The organism is Streptomyces sp. NBC_00878 (genome assembly GCF_026341515.1).
In the GTDB taxonomy this organism is placed as follows: domain Bacteria; phylum Actinomycetota; class Actinomycetes; order Streptomycetales; family Streptomycetaceae; genus Streptomyces.
The window spans coordinates 5,987,032-6,009,127 of record NZ_JAPEOK010000001.1 but is presented as its reverse complement, the minus strand read 5'-3'; the positions used below and the strand labels follow the sequence as shown (position 1 = coordinate 6,009,127).

The window sequence follows — 22,096 nt, the reverse complement described above, 5'->3', positions numbered from 1 at the left end:
CTCCCGGCAACGCCATGCCCGAGGCGGCCAGAAGCCACGGGGCAGGACGTGACTATTACCCCGGCCAGGCGGTTGACCCTGCGGTGCCGTCCCGTCCCTCGCCCTGCGCTCGCCGCGAGACCGGCGGGTCGACAGGACCCGCCGTCCCGGAGCGAATCCCTTGGGCGCAGTTGGTACGACGGTCCCGGGGTATCGACGAGCGACGACGCCCTCGAAGTGACGCCGCTTCCGACCGAACCGGACCGGTCTCACACCATCGACGGCCGTGACCGCCCACCACACCCAGGCAGCCCTGCCGCAGGCTGCGGCACGAAGGAGTTGACCATGGCAACAGCGCTCGTCACCGGCGCAAGTTACGGGATCGGCGCGGACATCGCCCGCGCGCTCGCGGCTCGCGGCCACGACCTCGTTCTCATCGCGCGCAGCGGTGAGGCCCTCGGCCGGCTCGCAGCCCGCCTCGAAGCAGAGCACGGCGTCAAGGCTCATGCCCTGCCCGCCGACCTGACCGTCGAAGCCGATCTCGAACGGGTGGCGGAAGCGGCGCACGGGGCAGACATCCTGGTCAACAACGCCGGTGCCGGTCTCAGCAGGTCCTTCGAACGCACCACGTGGGCGCAGGAGCAGCACATGCTGGCGCTCAATGTCGTCGCGCCCGCCAGACTCCTGCACGCCGCACTGCCCTCGATGCTTCAGCGCGGCAAGGGGCGGATCCTGAACGTTTCCTCCGTGGCGGCCGCCGGCCCTGTCTGGCAGGGCACCACCTACGGTGCGTCGAAGGCCTTCAGCCTGGCCCTGACCGAGTCCCTGGCCCACTCCCGGCGGCTGCGCAGATCACCGGTAGCCCTGACCGCGCTGGTGCTGGGCCACACGGTCTCCCGATTCCACGAAGTCGCCGGCATCGCGCCCTCACCCCGCCTGCTGACCCTTCCGTCCTCCTACGTCGCGCAGCGGGCGGTGAGAGCCATCCACCGGCGCCGCCCACCCATCGCCTACGTGCCCAGCCTGCGCTACAAACTGCTGGCTGGACTCGTCCGGCATCTGCCGCGACCGCTGGTTGCCCTGCCCGCCCTGGCCGACGACTTCACCGCCCTCCCGTTCCCGGAAACCGGACCGTACGCCCGTGCACCGCGTTCAGGCGGGGGCGACGACGAGTACGGCGTTCTGTCCCCCGAACCCGGTGGAGACCGACAGCGCCAGCGGTAGCGGCTGCTCGCGGCACTTGGTGGGGATGTCGAGGAGCACGGCCGGGTCGAGTTCCTCCAGGTTGGCGGTCGGCGGGACGATGCCTTGTCCGACCGACAGAACCGTCAGCGCTGCCTCCACCGCGCCGGCCGCACCCAGCAGATGCCCGGTCACGCCCTTGGTGGAGGTCACCGGGGGCCGATGCGGGAACAGCGAGGCCAGCACCGCTGCCTCCACCCGGTCGCCCATCGGTGTGCCGGTTCCGTGCGCGTTGACGTGCGAGACGTCTTCCGGCACAGCACCCGCCCGGGCGAGCGCCCGGCGGATGGCCGCCGTGAGCCCGGCGCCGTCGGGGCTGGGCCTCACCACGTGATGTGCGTCCGACGAAGCGCCAAAGCCCCTGATGCGTGCAAGCAGCCGCGCCCCGCGGGCCCGGGCGTCGACGGTGCGCTCCAGTACCAGAACCCCGGCGCCCTCGCCGACGACAAAGCCGTCCCGCTCGACGTCGAAGGGGCGCAGCGCTCCGGCAGGATCCTCGAACCGGTGCGAGAGCGCACCGATCCGGTCGTAGGCGGCGATGTTGAAGGCAGTGAGCGCGGCTTCCGCGCCACCGGCCAGAGCGATGTCGCAGTGGCCGAGTGCCAGCAGGTCCAGTGCCGTACCGATGGCGGTCGTCCCCGAGGCGCATGCGCTGCTGACCGTGTGACTGGGGCCCCTGACCGCGAATTCGATGGCCAGCTGGGCCGACACGCTGTTACTCAGGGAGGACGGCACCGCGTACGGCGACATGTCCTGCACCCCCTTCTGCAGCAGCGTACGGTGCTGCGCCTCCAGCGTGCCCGATCCGCCACTGCCCGATCCCATGACGACCGCGACGCGCGTGCCGTCCCAGCGCCCGGGATCCAGCCCGGCCTCGTTCACCGCTTCCCGGGCGGCGAGCAATGCCAACTGGGTGCAGCGGTCCGGTTTCCGGGAGAGGGCCCTGCCCAGTCGTGCGGGGTCGATGTCGCCCGCGGCACAGGCCAGATAGGCGACCGGCATCCCCTGTCCCAGGGCTGCGGTCGCCCGCCCCTCGCAGACACGTTCCCATCCCGTCCGCCAACCGTCGCCTGCCGGTGTCACCATGCCAAGACCCGTCACGCAGACGTCCTGGCCGGTCGGGCGGAAGGTCACCGTACGGCGACGAGGGCAGCGACGTCCCCGATCGTGCCGGCGGCCGCGAGCTCGTCCTCGGTCACCTGCAGGCCCCGCTCACTGCGCAGGAGCAGGGCCAGTTCCACCACGGCGATGGAGTCGAGCCCCGCTTCCTCCCGGCTCGCATCCAGACGGATATCCGAATCGGGAATCCCCATGGCGATCATAATATCTTTCAGTTCATCGAACGACATGCTTTTCTCCGGCGTGACAAAAACTTTGGAAAGGATCCTCAAAATACCACCGCCGACCGAAAGGGGACTCCTCATGTGAATTGGTGTGCCGGCAGCCCGGGATGGCATCGTGGAGCGAATACGGGAACCTGCCGGACAGTCGGGGGGCAGGGCCGCATTACCCGAACTGGAGATCGTACGCATGGACGTGTGGGAAAAGTGCCGGTCCTGGACAGCGTCCCATCTGCAGGAGACGGGACGAGCCTGTTACTACCGGGCCATCAGCGACACGTTCGACGGCACGGAAGTGGCCTTCGAGGGCCGACGGGTGATCATGGCCGCGTCCCACGACTACCTGGGCCTCGCCGCCGACTCCAGGGTACGGGAGGCCGCCGTGGCGGCCGTGCGACGCTTCGGCACCTCACTGGGCGGATCCCGCGCGGTCAGCGGATCACTCGGCCTGCACGAAGAACTCGAAGAGCGGCTCGCCCGGTTCCTCGGGCAGGAAGCGGCGGCAGTGCTCCCGTCCGGTTACCAGGCGAATCTGATGCTTTCGCCGCTGCTGGACAAAGGTGACTACGTCTTCAGCGACCTTTCCAATCACGCTTCACTGGACGAAGCAATTCGTCTGGGTGACGCCGAGGAACGAAAGTTCCTGCACAGCAACATGAAACACCTGGAGGAACTTCTGTCCTCGGCGGCCGAGGGAGCCGGGAAGACCATCCTCACCGATGGGATTTTCTCCGTCGACGGCGATATCTGCGCACTGCCCGCCCTGATGCGGCTGGCCGACGCGCACCGCGCGCATGTCGTCGTCGACAGCTCCCACGACCTTGGAGTGCTCGGACCGACCGGCGCGGGCGCCGCCGAACACTACGGTCTGCAGCCCCTGCTCATCACCAGTGCTCTGTCCAAGAGTCTGGCGTCCGTGGGCGGGGTCATCGCCGGCCCCCGGGAGGTGATCCGCTACCTGCGCTTCCACGCCCGCACCTCACTGTTCACCGCGGCCGCCTCACCCGCGAACGTCGCCGCCGCACTGGCCGCGCTCGACATCCTCCAGACCGAACCCGAGCGCCGTCGACGAGTACTGGACCTCGCCGAAAAGCTCCACAACGGCCTGCGCGCCCTCGGCTACGACACCGGCGCCTCCACCACCCCCGTGGTGCCCGTCCTCATCAGGGGACGTGAGCGGTGCCTTCGCATGTGGCACACGCTGTGCCAGGCCGGCGTGTTCACCGCACCAATGACCTACCCGGGCGTCCGCGCCGGCCGCGAAGTCCTCCGGGTCACCCTGACAGCCGCGCACACCGACGAACAACTGGCACGGCTGCTGGCCGCGTTCGAGAAGGCAGGACTGGCGGAAGGCATCCTGCCGAGGAACGATCGGTGGTGACCGAGGCGACCTCGGACTGCTGGAAGCCCTTCTCCTACGTGCTGGCCGAGGGCTTGTCGCGCCCTGAAGATGCCCATGGGCGCCGCCGTCCCGATCGGACAGCCGCGCAGCCCGTGCTCGCCGCCGCATCCGCCGCCGCATCCGCAAAAAGCAAAAGCCCCAGGTCACGGCGAGTGAGTCCTGAGGCTTCCACGGAGCCGCCTTCGGGATTCGAACCCGAGACCTACGCATGACGAGGCCACGAGTGATCGTGTCGCCTGATGACGGCTGATGCTGCGCGATGCTGTTGTGCCCGATCAGACCACAAGCACCGTGCTGAGCGCCGGTACCTCGTGCTGCACCGTCCACAGGCGTCCGGCCGCCCCTTGGCCACCCCGGACCACATCCCCGGTAGCGGACAAGCACAGAACAAGATCTGTTGGATCCGGACAAGCACCGTCAAGAACCGAATTCCTCAGTCAGGCAACCGAATCGACAGATCGGAAGCGGTGACAGAGATTCGTCCGAAGCCGCCTGTCATGAGTCGGTGTTCCCGTAGTCCAGCTCGCCAGTGGCATCTTTTGCCGGTGGGCCCCTGATCAACCCAATGCAGCTCGACCACTTGCGAGAACTCCAGCCTTCCTCGTCGAAGCGGCGGATTCGCTCGGTCAGGTACAGCGAGATGTGGGCCAGGTCCTCCGGATTGACGATCCGGCCCTACTCCTGGAGCCGGCGCACGATCTCGGCGATGTCCAGGGCGTTGTGGAAGATGACCCCGCTGGTCAACAAGGAGTTGAATTTCTCGGTCTTCCCCTGCTCGACGGGGTCGTTGTCGGTGATGACGCCGCCGTTGCCGAAGCCGATCCGCTGGGAGAAGCCGTTGAACGCCTCGACCTTGTTGGTAACCGCCGCCACCCGCCGACACAGTGGGGCGTCCGCGAGGTGGCGCAGCAGCTGAACGGTGCCGATCACGCGGCCGACCTCGCGGAAGACCGCGATCCAGGAACTGCCCGGACACTGTCGACGATGACGTCGCTCTCCGCGAGCTGGCCGACGGGCCGTAGGACAGAGCGTCCGTCCTACGGGCAGCAGCAGAAAGACGTTCCGACGGGCTCGGCCGGGGACGGACATGGCCTGCGTTCGTGACGACGCCGAAGCAGCTCCCGCGAGGTAACGGGCTTGCCGACTGTCAGCCGACCCGCCGGTTGACCTCGTCGACTCCTGGCCCACGCAGAACCGCCCTCACGAACCGGCCTTCAGGCCGTCCAGGGTGAGGTCGAGCAGGCGTTCGGCCTGCTGTCGTTGTTCGGGGCTCGCCGAGGTGAGGGCGATGCCTTCGAGTGCGGCACCCATGTCGTTGGGGCTGATGTCGGTGCGAATCGTTCCGGCGGCCACACATGCGTCCATCAGGGCGGTGATGGCGGCCTGGATCATGTCCCGACTGTGGCCGTAGGGGTTGCTTCCCGCCGCGGCGATGGCACGCAAGGCGTCGGCCATGCCGAATTTGGCGGTGACGTAGTCCAGGAAGAGGCGTGTCCAGGCGCGCAGGGCTTCGTAGGGCGGCTTCGCCGCGAGCAGACCGGGGACCGCGTCGCACAGTTGGGCCACCTCGTTGCGGTAGACCTCCTCGATCAGAGCCTCCCGGGTGGGGAAGCTGCGGTACAGGGTTGCGCTGCCCACGCCCGCCTCTTTGGCGATGCGCTCCAGGTGCGCGTCCAGCCCCTCCTCGGCGAACACGCGCACCGCGGCCGCGAGGATCTTGTCTCTGTTACGCCGTGCGTCAGCTCGCAACGGGCGTTGTGCACTGCCGGCCATCAGCGGTCGCCATTCCCCTCTCCAGTCCCCTGCAACTTGCTAAACGGAGACGCGCCCACTTAGTGTGACGTAAGTGGGGGCTCCCCCAATTCCACTGTATGCCATTGGGCTGACCTGCACACATACCCCTTGGAAGGACGTTGATCATGCCAGGTATCGAGGACAAGGTCATAGCGATCACAGGTGCCAGCAGCGGCATCGGAGCGGCGACGGCGACCTACCTCGCCGAGAAGGGGGCCCGGCTCGTGCTCGGGGCCCGGCGGGAGGACCGGCTGAACGCGGTGGTGGACCAGATCTCGGCGCAGGGCGGCTCGGCCGTCGGGGCCGTCATAGACGTGACGCGCCGTGAGGACCTCAAGCGCCTGGCGGACACGGCGGTCGACCGGTTCGGCCGGCTCGATGTCCTGGTCTCCAACGCCGGCACGATGGCGGTGTCACCGTTCGACGAGTTGCGTCAGGACGACTGGGACGCCATGGTCGCAACGCATATCACCGGCCTGCTGAACGGTATCGGGGCGGCACTTCCCGTCTTCCGGCGCCAGCGCTCCGGCCAGTTCGTCAACGTCGCCTCCACCGCGGCCTACGTCGTGAAGTCCCCTCAGGGTGTCTACGCAGCCACGAAGACGGCGGTCAAGGTACTGACCGAGGGCCTGCGGCAGGAGTCGGGACCCCACCTGCGCGTCACCCTCGTCTCACCCGGGTTCACCAACACCGAGGGCGTGGGCAAGGGAGCGAGTCCCGAAGCAGCGGCGGCCGCCGCCCGACAGCGCGACGAGATCGCCATCCCGCCCTCCGCCATCGCATCCGCGATCGGTTACGCGATCGAGCAGCCTGTCGGCATCGACATCAGCGAAATCGTCGTCCGGCCCACCGTGCAAGCCTGACGCCCAGCACAGTTGGCGCGGGCCTGGCGGGCCGCTGCCCAGCAAGACACCGCTACTGGCTGAAGGCGAGGGGCAGCCGCCGGCGAACTGGGCGGTGCACGGCCGAGGCGAAGACCGGCTGCACCGGCCACAGGGGCAAGTGACACCTCCGGCTGCAACCCAGGTCACTGAAGAACTCCAGGGCAAGCCGCGCCCCGGCCCAAGCCGGCCTGGCCTCTGGTGCGTAGGCACCAGGACACGTGCGTGGCTGGTCCGGGTGCACCAGGGGAAGACGGCGTCGGGGGACGATGCCCCGGCAGGGCGCCGGAGGGAAGTGTGGGAGGCGCGTGAATCCCGCGCATTCCCCTTGCCTAGCGGTGTCTGGAGTGATCAACAGGTGGCGACATTTCTCTACCGGATCGGACGGTGGGCCTTCCGGCGGCGCCGGCGCGTGCTTCGTCTGTGGCTGAGTGTCCTGCTACTGGCCGTGGTCGGCGCCGCCGTGGCGCCGGCCGCGGAGGAAGAGGACCTGTCCATGCCCGGCACCGAGTCGCAGAAGGCGTTCGACCTGCTGGACGAGCGCTTCCCCGAGAGCAACTCCCAGGGTGCCGAGGCCCGTTTGGTGTTCCGGGCCCCGGACGGGCAGCGGGTGACGGCCGGGGAGAAGAAGGCGGCCGTCGAGGACACGCTCGGCTCGCTGGACGGAGGCGATCAGGTCGAGTCGACCACCGACCCCTATGAGACCGGCGCTGTCAGCGAGGACGGCACCATCGCCTACTCCACGATCACCTACACCGCGGACGCCGTCGACCTGACCGGGCCGACGAAGAGCGCCCTCGAGGACGCCGCGAGCCAGGCCCGGGACGCGGGGCTGACCGTGGAGATCGGCGGCTCGGCCCTGGAAACGGAAGAGGAACCGGGCGGTACGACGGAGCTGATCGGCGTGGCGGTGGCGGCCCTGGTGCTGGTCCTCGCCCTCGGGTCGCTGGTCGCGGCCGGACTGTCGCTGCTGACCGCCTTCGTGGGCGTGGCCATCGCCTTCGGCCTGGTCTCCGCGCTGGCCGTTCCGCTGGGCCTGACGTCCACCGTCGCCATCCTGGCGCTGATGCTGGGGCTGGCGGTCGGCATCGACTATGCACTCTTCATCACCTCCCGCTTCCGCGACGAGCTCGCCCAGGGCAGCGAGCCGGAGGAGGCGGCCGGCCGGGCGGTGGGCACGGCCGGATCCGCAGTCGTCTTCGCCGGCGCGACCGTCATCATCGCCCTGGTCGGGCTGGGGGTCGTCGGAATCCCCGAACTCACCAAGATGGGCATGGGCGGCGCGGGCGCCGTGGCCCTTGCCGTACTCGTCGCACTGACCCTGGTCCCCGCGCTGTTCGGCTACTTCGGCCGGCGGATACTGTCCTGCGCCGTCCGCAAGGCACCCTTGCATCACCGGTTGTCTCGTCGGCCGGAAAGCGAGCGCCCGCACCCGGTGCCCACCGCGGCCGGCAGGCCCGGGCTCGGCACCCGCTGGGCGCGGTTCGTGCTGCGCCGGCCGGTGCCCGTGCTGATGATCGCCGGACTCGGTCTCGGCGCCGTCGCCCTGCCGGCGCTGAGCCTCGAACTCGGGCTGCCCGGAGACGAGTCCAAGTCGGTGGAGACCACCGAGCGCCGCGCCTACGACCTGCTGTCGGAAGGCTTCGGCCCCGGGTTCAACGGCCCGTTGACCGTGGTCGTGGACACGTCGGCGTCCTCGGGGTCTGCGGACCCTCGGGCCACCACGGACCTGGTCGTCAAGACCGTACGGGGAGTGGACGGGGTCGCGTCGGTCGGTGATCCGGTGCTCAGCCGGGCCAAGGACACGGCCGTCCTCACCGCCGTACCGCGGACCGCGCCGAACAGCGGCGAGACCAAGGACCTGGTGTACGCGATCCGGGGCGCGGTCTCCGGAGTCGAGGCCGACACGGGCGCCACCGTCCTGGTGACCGGCGCCACCGCGCTGAACATCGACATCTCCGAAGCCATGTCCGACGCCCTCGTCCCCTATCTGACCGTGGTCATCGGCCTGGCGGTGCTCCTGCTGATGGTGGTCTTCCGCTCGGTCCTGGTCCCGGTCAAGGCCGCGCTCGGTTTCCTGCTGTCGGTGGGTGCCGCCTTCGGCGTCCTCGTCGCCGTCTTCCAGTGGGGCTGGGCGGCAGACCTGGTCGGCATCGAGCAGACCGGACCGGTCATGTCGCTGATGCCGATTCTGATCATCGGCATAGTGTTCGGCCTCGCCATGGATTACGAGGTCTTCCTCCTCACCCGGATGCGGGAGGCCTACGTCCATGGCGCCTCCCCCGGCGAGGCGATCGTGAACGGCTTCCGGCACAGCGGACGTGTGGTGGCCGCGGCGGCGATCATCATGATCAGCGTGTTCGCCGGATTCATCGGGATGAACAGCCCGACCATCCAGACGATGGGCGTCGGCCTGGCCTCCGCCGTCGCCTTCGACGCCTTCGTGGTCCGGATGGCGATCGCACCCGCGGTCCTGGCACTCCTCGGCCACCGGGCCTGGTGGCTGCCTCGTATCCTGAACCGTGTGCTGCCGAATGTGGATATCGAGGGCGAGAAACTGAGCAGGCATGCCCCGGCCTCCGCGACCGAGCCGGACGCAGTGATACCGCGGCTCCCCGTCGGCCGGCAACGGCACTGAGCCGGCCATGACGAACACGGGTGGCGGTGCCCCGCGATCACGCGGTACGTGGTGGCGGGAGGGAGCGATCACGGCGACCGCGTTCGCGCTCTGCCTGCTCGGCGGTGTGCTGCAGGACGACGGTAGGACGCTGGCACCGCCGCCTGCCGCCGCCTACGTCATCGCCGTGGTGTCCTGTGCCGTGCTGCCGGTGCGGCACCGGGCACCCCTGGCCGCCATGGCGGCCACCACCGCGTGCGGCGTGCTGGTGCCGCTCTTGGGCCTCCTGCTGAGCCCGCTCATCGTGGCCCCCGCCGTGATCACCGCCTACTCGCTCACCCTGCGCACCGAACGGCACGCGGCGAGCGCGGTGTTGCTCACCTCCGCGGCGCTGCTGGTCGCCTTCACCCCTGTGTTCGGGGCCCTCTCATGGAAGGACGCGAGCAGGATGGGAGTGGTGGCGGCGTTCCCGCTGGTGGCCGGCGTACTCGGTCACTCGGTGCACAACCGACGGGCCTACCTGGCGGCCGTGGAGGAGCGGGCACGGCGGGCCGAGCAGAGCCGGGAGAGCGAGGCGCGCCGGAGAGTGGCCGAGGAACGGGTGCGCATCGCGCGGGAGTTGCACGACCTCGTGGCCCATCAGATCACCCTGGCCAACGCTCAGGCCACGGTCGCCGCCCACCTCTTCGACGCCCGCCCGGAGCAGACCCGTAAGAGCCTGAAGGAGCTCGTCGCGACCACAGGCGACGCGCTCGACGACCTGCGGGCCACGGTCGGTCTGCTGCGTCAGTCCGGGGACGCGGCCGGGCCCGCCGAACCGGCGCCCGGGCTGTCCCGGCTTCCCACTCTCCTCGAGTCCTTCCGCCGCGCGGGTCTGGAGGTGTCGGTGCACCAGGAGGGCACGGCCAGACCGCTGCCGCCGGGAGTGGACCTCACCGCCTACCGCATCGTCCAGGAGGCACTGACCAACGTGACCAAGCACGCCGGCACTGGTAGCGCCCGGGTGCGTCTCGCCTGGAACCGCGATCGCGTGACCATCACCGTCGCCGACGAGGGAGGGGGCGCCCGTACGGCGCCGACCGCATCCACGGGACCGAGTGCGTCCACGACGGCGGACCGTCCGCCCGGTTACGGTCTGATCGGGATGCGTGAACGTGCCACTGCGGTCGGCGGACACCTCTGGGCGGGCAGGAGCCCGGAGGGCGGCTTCCTCGTCTCAGCCCAGCTGCCCCTCCCGCCCGCCAAGGACACGACACGGAGGACTGCCGGAGCAACAACCAGCGAGGGGCGAATGGCTGACGGAGCGACAGGCGACGGACGGACGGGCGACGCACGGGCAGGGGATGCGCCGTGACGCTCCGGGTGCTGCTCGCCGACGATCAGGCCCTGCTGCGCGGTGCCTTCCGGCTGCTTCTCGACAGCGCCGACGACATCGCCGTGGTCGGCGAGGCCGCCGACGGCAAGGAGGCGGTGAGACTCACCCGGGAGCTGCGCCCGGACGTGGTGATCATGGACATCCGTATGCCCGAGGTGGACGGTCTCACCGCCACGTCGGAGATCTGCGCGGACCCGGACCTGCGTGCCAGCCGCATCCTGATCCTCACCACGTACGAGACCGACGAGTACGTCGCTCAGGCGCTGCGCGCGGGGGCCGGCGGCTTCATCGGCAAGGGCATCGGGGCCGAGGACCTGCTGGACGCCGTGCGTACGATCGCCGACGGCGACACTCTTCTGTCCCCCGCCGCGACCCGCTCCCTGGTCGCCCGTTTCCTGGCCACACCGGACGACGCCCCGCCGCACCACCCCGAACAACTCGCCGTGCTCACCCCACGCGAACGCGAGATGGTGGCCCTGGTCGCGACCGGCCTGTCCAACCAGGAGATCGCCGACCGGATGTTCCTCAGCCCCTTCACCGTCCGCGCCCACGTGCAGCGCGCCATGACAAAACTGGAGGCCCGCGACCGGGCGCAACTCGTCGTCATCGCCTACCGGACAGGCCTGGCCCACGCCGCCCCCGACAGCAGCACCGACCGCCTGTCGTAGTCCGATACCGGGGTCCCTCGAACTACTCCAAAGCACGGCCGCTGCACAAATGGCCACCCCTTGGCCACCCCCGACCATGCAGATCATGACCCCGGAGGGTAAAACCCTGACCTACGCATTCCATGCGCAGGCGACCGAAGCGCAATATGCCCACATTCCAAGGTCAAAAACAAAGAAACCGCAGGTCAGATTCCTGACCTGCGGTTTCCCTTGGAGCCGCCTTCGGGATTCGAACCCGAGACCTACGCATTACGGGACCGATAGGGGTCATGCCGGGCTGTGCTGCGCGGTCGTATCAAATCCCGTTTTCGCAGATCAGAGCACATGTGGCGGTCCCGCTGTTCGCACCCCATGTTGCACCGTCCAAAGGCGTCCGCGCTCCCCTTGCGCTCCCCTGGTAGCCACCGGTGACATTCCAGTCCCGGACAGCGACCCGACTTCCTGGCTGCGGCCGTATTGTCAGCATCAGACAATTCGAGCCAGGGCCTCAGCGCTGCCCCTTCATTGTCTCCCAGGGAGTGCACCCGGGTCACGTCCCCCGGAGTGGTTTATCGACGGCCACACCAGGACGATCTCCCTCACCCCAAGAAGCTCAACCGCACCTGATGGTCTGGGTTGGAGACGTTGGTGTCCACCAAGCTCCGTTTTAGACAGCCCCCAAAGTATCTCGGCGCCCCGCGAAACAGGGGCCGCCCGACCTTCGCCCGCGGCGTCCCAACTCGTGACGAGGCAGTCTTGGGTGAAGGGCCGCCTTCCTCGCCCGTTGCCGTTCCTGGTCAGCGATACGATCCGGGCTTGCGGCTCGGGTTCATGGGCCGAAGTGCACGAACGCCGCCCACAGGCTGGGGCTGTCGGGGTAGCGCTCACTCAGGTCTCGTGTTGCACGGTGCAGGGCTTCAGCCGCCGACGTCGTGTCGAGACCGGGCAGCGCGTCGTACACGTCGGCGCAGAGGGACTTCGCCACTGCGTCCTCCACCGACCACAACGTTCCGATCACATGCGGAAACCCGGCCTGCTGGAAGGCCGCGGCCAGATGCACGGCCTCGTCAGCGAGCTGACGAGGCCCGAGCGATGTCGTGCACGCGGACAGGTAGGCCAGCTTCGCCCGCGGAAGCTCCAGACGGGAAATCTCGAAAACGGTGAGCGGTCTTGTGCGATGGTCCTGGAGCAGTAGCCCGGAGCCGTCGCTGTGACAGGCGAAGTGGACCACTTCGTAGTCGGGAAGAGCGGCGCATACCGCGTCGTGTGTGGCTTGTTCGCCGATCAGCACCTGTGCACCGTACCGCTCGGCGAGATGTCGCGCTTCTGCCGCCGCGCCCTCGATGGGTTCGGCGCCCGGCGTCTGCGGCATGGCGACGGCCAGGACCCTCGGCGCTGGGGGCATGGCAGTGTTCGCTGACGCTCGGCGCAGCGTGCCGAGCGTCAGCGCATACGAGGAGCAGACCTGTTGGAGAGCTGTCCCGGCAGCGTGGAGCGGTAGCTGGGCGAGTGCCCCGTCCGGCACCCACCACAAGCGCGGCAGCGGTTCCCCGGTGGCCACCGGGCGATACCCGAGCGCGGCAAGCACAGGCCCTGTCACAGTCGATCCCAGCCATTCGAGCACCGCGGAGATGGACTCCTCGGCCGCGCGTCGCCTCTCGTGTGAAGTCCGTGGGTCGACGGCCTCCTTCAGCGCCCCGTTGAGTCGATCGGTGTACTCAGCCACCGCGCCGGGAGTCAGCCCCGGCAACGGCACTCGGGCCATGACCCCGTCCGGTCCGAGAAGCACGGCACAGCTGCCGTAGGTGCTGGTGAGGATCGCTACGACCGGTCCCGTGACACCGGAGTGAGGGATGTCGCGCTCACCAGGCAGGCGAGGGAAATCGGCAAAGGCTTCCAGAGAACGGATCTCCTCCAGGAGCGACTGCCACTGCTGTCCCAACCGTCGGCGCTGTTCGGCCGCCATGCCCGGCTGCGCCTCCAGTTCGCTCTGCCAGCCGTACGGGGTCGATGGGTCCGTGAGCGAGCCGGCCCGATCTTGAGCATCGAGTCGCTCTCGTAATTCCTCGTAGGAGCGGGCCAGTCGGGGTGCGGTGGCACGTAGGGCTGCGAGATCACCGCGAGTCTCCGTCTGTTGCTCCCAGAGCACGCCGCGGCCCGCCTCCCAGAGCCGGATGGCCGTCTCACTGCGGTCCAGGCGTAGCAAGCAGGCCGCGGCGTGGGACGCGAGTCCGGTGGCTGAACCGAGGCCGTGCTCGCGGTCGGTGCGCTCAAGGGTGTGCGGCGCCAGCTGGGGCAGGAGGGCGAGCGCGACTTGATACGCCTTGGCGGCCTGCTCCCACTTCGCTTGCGAGGCGAGGAGTTCGGCCCAGCGCTGGGCGGCCTCCAGCCGCTCGGCGGGAGCCGCGTCGGTCATCAGCGCGACCTCGCGGAAGCATTCCTCGGCCCGCTCACGAGCGGGCGGGTCGGGGGACTGTCCCAGGAGGGCACCGAGGGCGGCGAGCGCTTCGGGGCGTCGGCCACGCTCATTGGGTAGTGCTGTCTCCAACAGGTGACGGGCTTCGTCCGGTGGGGGTCCACCGGCTGCAGTGGCCCGGTGGTGTGCGTCCAGGGCGCGGGCCAGGCCGACGGACGTCTCAGGCGTGGGCGCGGAGGTGTGTGCTTGCCGGCGCAGACCGACCGCCTCCGCCGTGTTCTCCGGAGTGGGTCCCGGCTCGCCGGGCAGTGTTGTCAGGAGAGCGTCCGCATGCGCGGCCCGCGCACGGTTCAAGGCTCTCAAATCGTCCTCGGGGGTCTCGCGGACGGCCTGACGGGCGAGCCGGCTGGCTTCGGTGAGGTCCGCTCGGATCCCTGTCCTGCCGTAGCGTGCGAGCAGCAACCGCACCAGCCTGACGCGCACGCCGTCCCGGTCGGACCAACCGTCGGGGACGGCTCGGACAACCTGTCGGGTCACCGCCACTGCTTCGTCCAGGTCGCTGAACGCCCCGTGGCGCAGCCACCTCTGATGCAGCACTTGCCCGAGCATCAACCCCGGCTCGTGATCCCTGATTCGCTGCTCAGGATGCAGGCGTACGGCGGCGTAGGCCTCCCTCAGCCGTTCGGCAGCCGTGTCCAGATCCGTGAGGGCGCCGTGCTCGTAGTACCGCGCGGTCAGCGCGGCGGCCAGATTCTGCAAGGCGACACCGGCGTTGACGTGGTCGGCGGGCAGTCCGTCGACGGCGGCCTCCAGCCAGTCAACGGCCCGTTCCAGGTCATCGAACCTATCGGTCGACGTGTCGTCCCTGTCCCTGTGACGTATCAGCAATGCCTGTGCCACCGTCACCCGCGCCAGCAGCCACTCCTCACCGCCCTCCTCGGCCACCTCGACCGCCTTTTCGCCACGCTGGAGCGCTTCCTCGAAGTCCGCGGCGTCGCCTCGCAACTCGTAGCGGCCCATGAGCACGTTAGCCAGTTCGACGAGCTGCACGGCATGCCGCGCGGCCGACCCCGTCTCTCTGACCGTCACGAGGCGGCGCTCCAGGGCGACGACCTCCTCAAGATCCTCAATCGCCGCAAACAGCCGGTGACGGGCCATGAGGCAGAAGATCAACCCCTGCGTGCTCTCCGCGTACCGCCCATGGTCCTCGGGCAATTGGTTCAGGGCCGCGTGGTAATGCCGGATCGCCTCTTCCAGATCTTCCAACGTGCCCATGCGTGACCAGCGTCGCTCGTGCTTGAGCGCCAATACAGACGTTGTCACTGCCCGTTCGAGCGGATCGCCGTCCGCGAGTTCGGCCAGTTCCCCGCGCAGCGTCGCGATCTCCTCCAGGGCTTCGTTCACCGTCACCATGGTGGGCGAACGCCCCGGCTCCTCCTTCATCGAGAAGTGAGCTACGACCGCCAACTCGGTCACACGGCCGACCTTCTCGTACACCGCACGTCGTGGGTGGTCAGCCGTCGTGAGTGCCAGGGCCAAGCCAATGGAACTGTGGGCTTGGTGGGCATCCTCCAGCTCACCGGAGCACGCGTGCTTGCTCAACAGCAGCTGGGCGTGGTCACTCAACCGGTCCGGGAGCTCCGGGTCATCGTGACGGGTCAGTTCCAGAGCCCGTTCCATCGCGGCGAGGGCTTCGTCGAGATGTCTTCGGTCGCGGCTGTGTTCGTGCAGGTAGCCGAGGGCGAGCGCAAGGCAGGCGAGGCACATCGGCATCAGGTACCCATCCTTCGGCACGCTGTCCACTGTCGCCCGCTGCACTTTCACCGCCTCTCCGAGGATTTCCGGGTCCTCGGTCGCCAGGCCGAGCGAGACGAGGGCAGCGCCGAGGTTCTGAAACAAGGCCGGGATCAACTCACCGTCGGGGAGCGCAACCAAGATCGCCGCGCGCGACAGCGCCACGCTTACAACGGCGAGCTCCGGCGGTTCGCTGGTCAACAAATCGATGGCGACGGCGTTGAGCTGGTACGGGTGTACGGGGGCACCCTCCACCGCCGGTTCAACGGACTCAGGCACCTCCACCCGCAACACGCTCTGGATCCGTGAGGGCACGTGCTCGGGATCGTGTTCGAACCAGACAGCGAAAACCCGCAAGGCCAGCATGAGGTCCGAGATGTCCCGAGGATCCCGGCGAGCCGCGAATCTCAGCCAGGCCAGCAGACCCGTGTAGTAAAAGGCCCAACTACTTCGCCCCATGGCAGCGTGCAACTCGGCCGCTTCGTCCATCGCGTCTACGCCCAACACGACCTCGCCGTCCCCACCGTTCATCACGGCTTGGGCCCGGTCGTACGCCGCGGCGAACAGTGCGGTCAATTGCTCGTCGTCCGCCACGGACGCTCCCCACCAAAGATCCCGTCGCATGCACCAACTCGCCTCATACTAGATCTACTTGGCTGACGCAGAGGCTTGTCCGGACAGGAGCACGATGGGCGTAACAGGAAGCAGTTCGACGGACTCGCTGGCGTGGCTGTGCCTGAGGCTCGCCGAGACCACAGGGCCTATCGCCGCGCCCGGCACAGCACGCACGGTGGCCTTGCGGGCCGTGGCGGCGGCGCGGCGCAACGACGCCACCGAGGGCGAGGTGGCTCCCTTGCTGGCAGATCTGGACGCGGAGTTGCGCCAGTCAGGGTTACCCGGCGGTATGGGCAGGTACCGTACGACGCCACCACCGGGCGTGGGCTACCGGTCGTTGCCCGGTGTGACCGCGCACGCCGTGCACGAGGTGCTGCGCTGTCCAGGGTTCCTGCGTTGCGCCCGGGTCGAAGGCATGACCTGGACGGCTCGACTCGACCCGCCACAGTGCGCGGTGCACGACACATCCCTGGTGACAGAGCGAATCAGAGGGTGAACGCCTTCCTCGCCGAACTCGGCAAGCGGGCGGCGGACCGCTGGCTGACGCTGCTGGTTTTGCCGGGGGCCCTCTTTCTGGCCGTGTCGGGGGCCGGCGTGCTGGTGCTGGGGCATGAGCGCTGGTACGACGTCAGGGCCCTGGCGGACGCGGTGAACAGCATCGGCGGAGCGTCTCGGGGCACCGGGCAGGTCTTGATGTTCGTGGTCTTCCTCGGGCTCGGGGCAAGCGCTGTGGGACTGGCCGCCCGGGCGGTGGGCGGTGGTGTGGAGCGGCTGTGGCTGACCACGAGTCGCGGCAGGGCGAGCCGCTGGCTGACGGCCCGCCGCCGTACCCGTTGGTCGATCGCAGACCAGAGGTATCGGACGGCCCTGCTCCGAGGCTCCGGAGAAGCCTCCCACGAAGCCACCGCCTACGAACTGGACGCTCTGCTCATCGCACGGGACCAGATCTGTCCCGTGAATCCGGAACGGCCGACCTGGATGGGCGACCGTGTCCGCGCCACTAGTGAACGCGTCCACCTGATGTACGACGTGGACTTCGCCTCTCTCTGGCCACGGTTGTGGTTGTGCATGCCGGACGCGACGTGTGCGGAACTCATCGCGGCGCGGACCGCGCTGTCGGCCGAGGCTCGCCTGTTTGGCTGGGGACTGCTCTATCTGCCGTTGGCAGGCTGGTGGTGGCCCTCTGGCGTGATCAGCATGGTCACGTGCCTGGTGGCGTGGTCACGCGGCCGTACGGCCGCCGCCACGCTGGCCGAACTGGCGGAGTCCACTGTGGATCTATACGGACGAGACCTGGCGGAGCAGTTGGGAGTCAACTGCTCTGGAACGTTCTCCAGGGATATCGGTCTGGAGGTCACCCGCATCCTCCGTAAAGATGGATAACTCACCCGGCTACACCCCGGGCACGGTACTGGCTCGCCTGAGCCGTGTCCTGGTTGCGACCGACACCCTCCCGCCCCGCGACGAACGGCTCATCGCTCTGGAGATTCGACCAGGCCTACAGCGGCAGGAACGGGCTCGGCCTGCCGTGCCAGGAAATGCGCAACGCGTCACGGGCTCGGGTCGTAGCGACGAACAACTGGTTGCGTCTCTTCTTGAGTTCGCGTTCGTAGCGCTTGGGGTCGGTCGTCTCATACTTCTCGTACGGACCGACGCCTCCCACGTCGCGGACGTCCTGACGCGATCACCGGCACGGATCCCGGGGGCCGTCTACGAGCCCCACGGCGTATCCGCCGGGCTGTTGGTCCTCAATGACGCGGCGGTGCTGCTGAAGTCGTCACACTTCTCGTAGCGAGTCCAGTGCCCTCTCAGCCGTCGCTTCTGGCCCATGCGGGCTCTGTGCTGAACTCTTCATCGCGCGCTGACGAGCCTAGCCATCGGCCTGCCCCCGGAGGCCGCGAGCCAGAGCAGCATGGTGACGCATGACCGTGACCGTGCCGACATCCACCGAGCGTTGGTCGTGGTCATCGCCACAGGGACAGATACTCCAACCGCTCGTCTCGACACGGTCAGCCACCGAGTCCACCAACTCGGCCAGTTCGTCGAGCACTCCCATGGAGATCTCCGCTGCCCCATCAGCATGGTTCCTCACGAGGGCCGCGCCAATCTCGGTAGCGAGATCCAGGAGGTGAGCCGCAGCCGCTCCGTCATCGTTGAGGCCGGCGTACTTGCCGGCCTGCGAAGCAGCCATGACCAAGTGGCCGTGCGACTCGACCGGGGCGCTGACCGTACGGTCGTCGATCCGCACCGGGCACACCGCGTGCGGGCCAGAGACTCCCTGGTCGTCTTCACTTGCCGCCTTCATGATGATCTCCGCGACGGCTTCCGGGGTCACCAGATGGACAGCTTCTTCATGGTCCATGCCCACCTGCTGAGCCATGGCCTCGACGAGGTGCTCCGCGACGCCCCGCACCGATGTCGCCTCGACCTCGACTCCGTGTGTCAGCAACACGGCACCCGCCTGCGTCACCAGGGTCTTGAACGGGAGAATGTCCAATCGATCTGCCACGGACCCAGCCTAGAAGTGCGGGTTGGAACGTTTCCACAAAACCGGCCTGCTCGCCAAGAAGCCTTCCCACGCCTTTCGACGGCGCTACCGCACCATCCCTCGCGCACCCCCGCGCACAAAGTCTGCGCTGATGCGCTCCCCTCGCGCACCCCTTGGATTTGGTGGCACGAACCGGGGAGGCTGTGTCGGCCGACGCGGGGGGCGGAAAAAGCAAAAGCCCCAGGTCACGGCGAGTGAGTCCTGAGGCTTCCACAGAGCCGCCTTCGGGATTCGAACCCGAGACCTACGCATTACGAGTGCGTTGCTCTGGCCATCTGAGCTAAGGCGGCGTGCTGCCAGAACTATGGTGCGATCGGCAACGGGCGTAAGTCTACACAGTTTCGGGGGGTGCTCCGTACTCGCCCTGGAGGCACCCCCGGAGACCGCGTGATCACGCCCCTGAGCAGCGCTTTCCGTCCTTCGGAGGGGTGCCTTCGAGGAGGTAGTCGTTGATCGCGGAGTCGATGCACGCGCTGCCCCGCCCGTACGCCGTGTGGCCGTCGCCGTCGTAGGTGAGGAGGGTGCCGGAGGAGAGCTGGCCGGCGAGGGACTGGGCCCACCGGTACGGGGTCGCGGGGTCGCGGGTGGTGCCGACGACGACGATGGGAGCGGCGCCCTTCGCCTCGATGGTGTGCGGTTCGCCGGTCGCCATCACGGGCCAGTACGTGCAGTTCAAAGAAGCCCAGGCGAGGCTCTCGCCGAAGACCGGGGACGCCTGCTCGAACGAGGGGAGCGCCTCCTTCACCTCCTCGGGGGAGGAGAAGGCCGCCGGCAGGTCCAGGCAGTTGACCGCCGCGTTGGCGAACATCAGGTTCTCGTACTTGCCGTCGGAATCGCGCTCGTAGTAGCCGTCGGAGAGAGCGAGCAGGCCCGCGCCGTCCTTGTCCTGGATGGCCATGGCGAGGGCGTCGCGCAGTTGGGGCCAGGCCCCTTCGTCGTACATCGCGGCGATGACGCCTGTCGTGGCCAGCGCCTCGCCCAGCTTGCGGCCGTCCGCGTCACCCGTCTCGATGGGGGCCTCGTCCAGCTTCCGGAAGAAGGCCTTCAGGTTCTTGCCCACCTCCTCCGTCGACGTGCCCGCGCCACCCAGCGGGCAATCCGACTCGCGTACGCAGTCCTTGGCGAAGGACTGGAACGCCGTCTCGAAGCCGACCGTCTGGTCCTGGTTCATCTTCCGCGCGGGCAGCGACGGATCCAGCGCGCCGTCCAGGACGAGACGGCCGACCCGCTCCGGGTACAGGCCCGCGTACGTCGCCCCCAGAAACGTGCCGTACGACGCACCCACATACGTCAGCTTCTCGTCGCCCAGTGCCGCGCGCACGAGGTCCATGTCCCGGGCCGCCTCGACCGTGGACACGTGCCGCAGCAGATTCCCCGAGCGCTGCCCGCAGCCCTCCGCGAACTCCTTGAAGGCATCGACCAGTTCGCCGGTCTCGCGCGCGTCGTCGGGGGTCGAGTCCGTCTGCGTGTACGCGTCCATCTCGCGCCCGGTGAGGCATTCGACGGGCTCGCTGCGGGCGACGCCGCGCGGGTCGACCGCGACCATGTCATAGCGGGCGCGGACCTTCGCCGGGTAGCCGATTCCGGCGTACGCCTGGAGGTAGCCGACCGCCGAACCGCCCGGCCCGCCCGGGTTGACCAGCAGCGAACCGAGCCGCTTGCCCGGGCCCGTGGCCTTCTTGCGGGCGACGGCCAGCTCGATGTCGCCCTTGGCCGGCTCGGCGTAGTCGAGCGGGGCCTTCAGCGTGGCGCACTCGAAGCCGGGGGCACCGCAGGAGCGCCAGGTCGGGCGCTGGCCGTAGTACGGGGACAGCGCCGACGGGGTGGCCTCGGGCAGCGCGCGCAGCACAGCCGCCCCGGCCGGGCTCGCGGTGCTCGTCGAACTCCCCGCGGAGCAGGCGGAGACGAGCAGTCCGGCGACGGCGAGCAGCGTGCCGCACGCGCGAAGGGATCGATGGGCCCGGAGGGGTGGGGTGCCCGGGAGAGATCGGGGGGCCCGGAGGGGCCGGGTGGCCCGGGGTGAGCTGGGCTGGCGGCTGGTGTACATCGAGCGAGCGTAACCCTGCGCGATCAACCGACTGCTCAGAGTTTTCGACCCGACCTCGTACGAGTGACTCCGTCAATACCCGAGCGGGACGTCACCCTGCCCGCAAGGACATCGTCATCGCCTCCACCGCCAGCAGCGGCGCCACATTCCGGTCGAGGGCCTCGCGGCAGGCGGCGATCGCCTCTATCCGCCGCAGGGTGGCCTCGGGGGACGAACCGCGCGCCAGCCGGTCCAGTGTGTCCCGCATCTCCGTGTTGGCGAGGGCGAGTTCGGTGCCGAACTGCAGGGCCAGTACGTCGCGGTAGAAGGCCGTGAGGTCGATCAGGGCCAGGTCCAGACTGTCGCGCTGCGTACGCGTCTTGCGGCGCTTCTGCTTGTCCTCCAGCTCCTTCATCACGCCCGCCGTACCGCGCGGCATCCGGCCGCCCTGGGACGCGCCGAGCGCCGCCTTCATGTCCTCGGTCTCCTTGACGTCGGTCTCCTCGGCGACCTGCTTGGCGTCCTCGGAGGCCGCGTCGATCAGCTCCTGGGCCGCCTTGAGGCAGGCGCCCACGTCGTCGACACGAAGAGGCAGTTTGAGGACGGCGGCGCGCCGCGCGCGGGCACGCTCGTCCGTGGCGAGGCGGCGGGCGCGCCCGATGTGGCCCTGGGTGGCGCGGGCCACGGCGGCCGCCACGTCCGGCTCGATGCCGTCGCGGCGTACGAGGACGTCGGCGACCGCGTCCACGGGCGGCGTCCGGAGAGTGAGGTGACGGCAGCGGGAGCGGATGGTGGGCAGAACGTCCTCGATGGAGGGCGCGCAGAGGAGCCAGACCGTGCGGGGGGCGGGCTCTTCGACGGCCTTCAGGAGGACGTTGCCCGCGCCCTCCGTGAGGCGGTCGGCGTCCTCCATGATGATGACCTGCCAGCGGCGGCCCGCCGGGGACAACTGAGCGCGGCGTACGAGATCGCGGGTCTCCTTCACGCCGATCGAGAGGAGGTCGGTGCGGATGATCTGCACGTCTGCGTGAGTGCCGATCAGGCTCGTGTGACAGCCGTCGCAGAAACCGCAGCCGGGGGTTCCGCCGAGGGCCCGGTCGGGGCTCACGCACTGGAGGGCCGCAGCGAAGGCCCGCGCGGCGGTGGAGCGGCCCGAGCCCGGCGGTCCCGTGAAGAGCCAGGCGTGCGTCATCTTCGAGGCCTCGGACACCGGAGTGTGGTCCGCCACCGCCGTGACCTGGGCGTCGGCGTCCCGGGCGGCGGCGTCGAGCTGCGCGCTCACCTTCTCCTGGCCCACCAGGTCATCCCATACGGTCATGGGGCCGCCCTTCCGTCGCACCTTGCCGTGCGCGATTTCGCCCTGCGCGTCATTGCCTTGCGGATCTTGGCCTTACAGATCTTCGCCCTGCGGGCCTTTGCC

Annotated in this window: 16 protein-coding genes, 1 tRNA gene and 1 pseudogene; 8 read left to right on the top strand and 10 right to left on the bottom strand. The window is 68.9% G+C overall.

What is annotated here, in order from left to right:
* Positions 1–324: 324 nt before the first annotated feature.
* Complete coding sequence (locus OHA11_RS25980) at positions 325–1,203, top strand: SDR family oxidoreductase (protein WP_266500229.1); 879 nt, start codon at positions 325–327, stop codon at positions 1,201–1,203.
* Here the strand turns inward: OHA11_RS25980 and OHA11_RS25975 are convergent.
* Both OHA11_RS25975 and OHA11_RS25970 read right to left on the bottom strand, forming a co-directional pair.
* Positions 1,132–2,322: a beta-ketoacyl synthase gene (locus OHA11_RS25975; protein WP_266500228.1), complete on the bottom strand. Its 1,191-nt coding sequence runs from the start codon at positions 2,320–2,322 to the stop codon at positions 1,132–1,134. The genes OHA11_RS25980 and OHA11_RS25975 overlap by 72 nt on opposite strands.
* A gap of 29 nt (positions 2,323–2,351) precedes the next feature.
* Positions 2,352–2,645: an acyl carrier protein gene (locus tag OHA11_RS25970; RefSeq protein ID WP_266500227.1), complete on the bottom strand. Its 294-nt coding sequence runs from the start codon at positions 2,643–2,645 to the stop codon at positions 2,352–2,354.
* A 106-nt stretch (positions 2,646–2,751) separates the two neighbouring features.
* Here OHA11_RS25970 and OHA11_RS25965 point away from each other — a divergent pair, with 106 nt between their 5' ends.
* Entirely contained in the window at positions 2,752–3,942 is a 1,191-nt protein-coding gene (locus OHA11_RS25965; protein ID WP_266500224.1) for a pyridoxal phosphate-dependent aminotransferase family protein, read from the top strand.
* 696 nt (positions 3,943–4,638) lie between these two features.
* Here the strand turns inward: OHA11_RS25965 and OHA11_RS25960 are convergent.
* Positions 4,639–5,052: a Tn3 family transposase gene (locus OHA11_RS25960; RefSeq protein ID WP_266500221.1), complete on the bottom strand. Its 414-nt coding sequence runs from the start codon at positions 5,050–5,052 to the stop codon at positions 4,639–4,641.
* 111 nt (positions 5,053–5,163) lie between these two features.
* Positions 5,164–5,736: a TetR/AcrR family transcriptional regulator gene (locus OHA11_RS25955; protein WP_266500219.1), complete on the bottom strand. Its 573-nt coding sequence runs from the start codon at positions 5,734–5,736 to the stop codon at positions 5,164–5,166.
* A 146-nt stretch (positions 5,737–5,882) separates the two neighbouring features.
* Between OHA11_RS25955 and OHA11_RS25950 the strand changes: the two genes are divergently transcribed.
* The 4 genes from OHA11_RS25950 to OHA11_RS25935 all read left to right on the top strand — a co-directional run bounded on the left by OHA11_RS25950 (position 5,883) and on the right by OHA11_RS25935 (position 11,298).
* Positions 5,883–6,620: an SDR family oxidoreductase gene (locus tag OHA11_RS25950; RefSeq protein ID WP_266500217.1), complete on the top strand. Its 738-nt coding sequence runs from the start codon at positions 5,883–5,885 to the stop codon at positions 6,618–6,620.
* 376 nt (positions 6,621–6,996) lie between these two features.
* Positions 6,997–9,276 (top strand): MMPL family transporter, encoded by a 2,280-nt coding sequence (locus OHA11_RS25945; RefSeq protein ID WP_266500215.1) that lies wholly within the window; start codon positions 6,997–6,999, stop codon positions 9,274–9,276.
* A gap of 7 nt (positions 9,277–9,283) precedes the next feature.
* Positions 9,284–10,609 carry a sensor histidine kinase gene (locus OHA11_RS25940; RefSeq protein ID WP_266500212.1) on the top strand — a complete coding sequence of 442 codons (1,326 nt, stop codon included), beginning with the start codon at positions 9,284–9,286 and terminating at the stop codon, positions 10,607–10,609.
* A complete protein-coding gene (locus OHA11_RS25935; protein WP_266500210.1) occupies positions 10,606–11,298 on the top strand; it encodes a response regulator transcription factor in 693 nt (230 codons plus the stop codon). Before OHA11_RS25940 ends, OHA11_RS25935 begins: the two co-directional genes overlap by 4 nt.
* 808 nt (positions 11,299–12,106) lie before the next feature.
* On the opposite strand, the gene OHA11_RS25930 is transcribed toward OHA11_RS25935, so the two are convergent.
* The gene (locus OHA11_RS25930; protein ID WP_266500209.1) at positions 12,107–16,081 is read right to left on the bottom strand and encodes a CHAT domain-containing protein; all 3,975 of its coding nucleotides are present in this window, start codon (positions 16,079–16,081) and stop codon (positions 12,107–12,109) included.
* Between the two features lie 94 nt (positions 16,082–16,175).
* Between OHA11_RS25930 and OHA11_RS25925 the strand changes: the two genes are divergently transcribed.
* Both OHA11_RS25925 and OHA11_RS25920 read left to right on the top strand, forming a co-directional pair.
* A complete protein-coding gene (locus OHA11_RS25925) occupies positions 16,176–16,598 on the top strand; it encodes a hypothetical protein (protein ID WP_266500206.1) in 423 nt (140 codons plus the stop codon).
* Positions 16,595–17,485 (top strand): hypothetical protein, encoded by an 891-nt coding sequence (locus OHA11_RS25920; protein WP_266500204.1) that lies wholly within the window; start codon positions 16,595–16,597, stop codon positions 17,483–17,485. The genes OHA11_RS25925 and OHA11_RS25920 overlap by 4 nt, the downstream gene beginning before the upstream one ends.
* A gap of 115 nt (positions 17,486–17,600) precedes the next feature.
* On the opposite strand, the pseudogene OHA11_RS25915 reads toward OHA11_RS25920, so the two are convergent.
* The 5 genes and pseudogenes from OHA11_RS25915 to OHA11_RS25895 form a co-directional block, all read right to left on the bottom strand.
* Positions 17,601–17,744 (bottom strand): annotated as a pseudogene (locus tag OHA11_RS25915) (DNA helicase); the annotation flags it as partial.
* Positions 17,745–17,972: 228 nt separating this feature from the next.
* Positions 17,973–18,611, bottom strand: a complete 639-nt coding sequence (locus tag OHA11_RS25910; RefSeq protein WP_266500202.1) for a hypothetical protein — start codon at positions 18,609–18,611, stop codon at positions 17,973–17,975.
* Positions 18,612–18,866: 255 nt separating this feature from the next.
* A tRNA-Thr gene (locus OHA11_RS25905) sits at positions 18,867–18,940 on the bottom strand.
* Positions 18,941–19,041: 101 nt separating this feature from the next.
* Positions 19,042–20,697, bottom strand: coding sequence for an alpha/beta hydrolase (locus tag OHA11_RS25900; RefSeq protein WP_266500200.1), 1,656 nt, complete (start codon positions 20,695–20,697; stop codon positions 19,042–19,044).
* 91 nt (positions 20,698–20,788) lie between these two features.
* Positions 20,789–21,994 (bottom strand): DNA polymerase III subunit delta', encoded by a 1,206-nt coding sequence (locus OHA11_RS25895; protein WP_266500197.1) that lies wholly within the window; start codon positions 21,992–21,994, stop codon positions 20,789–20,791.
* Between the last annotated feature and the right edge of the window lie 102 nt (positions 21,995–22,096).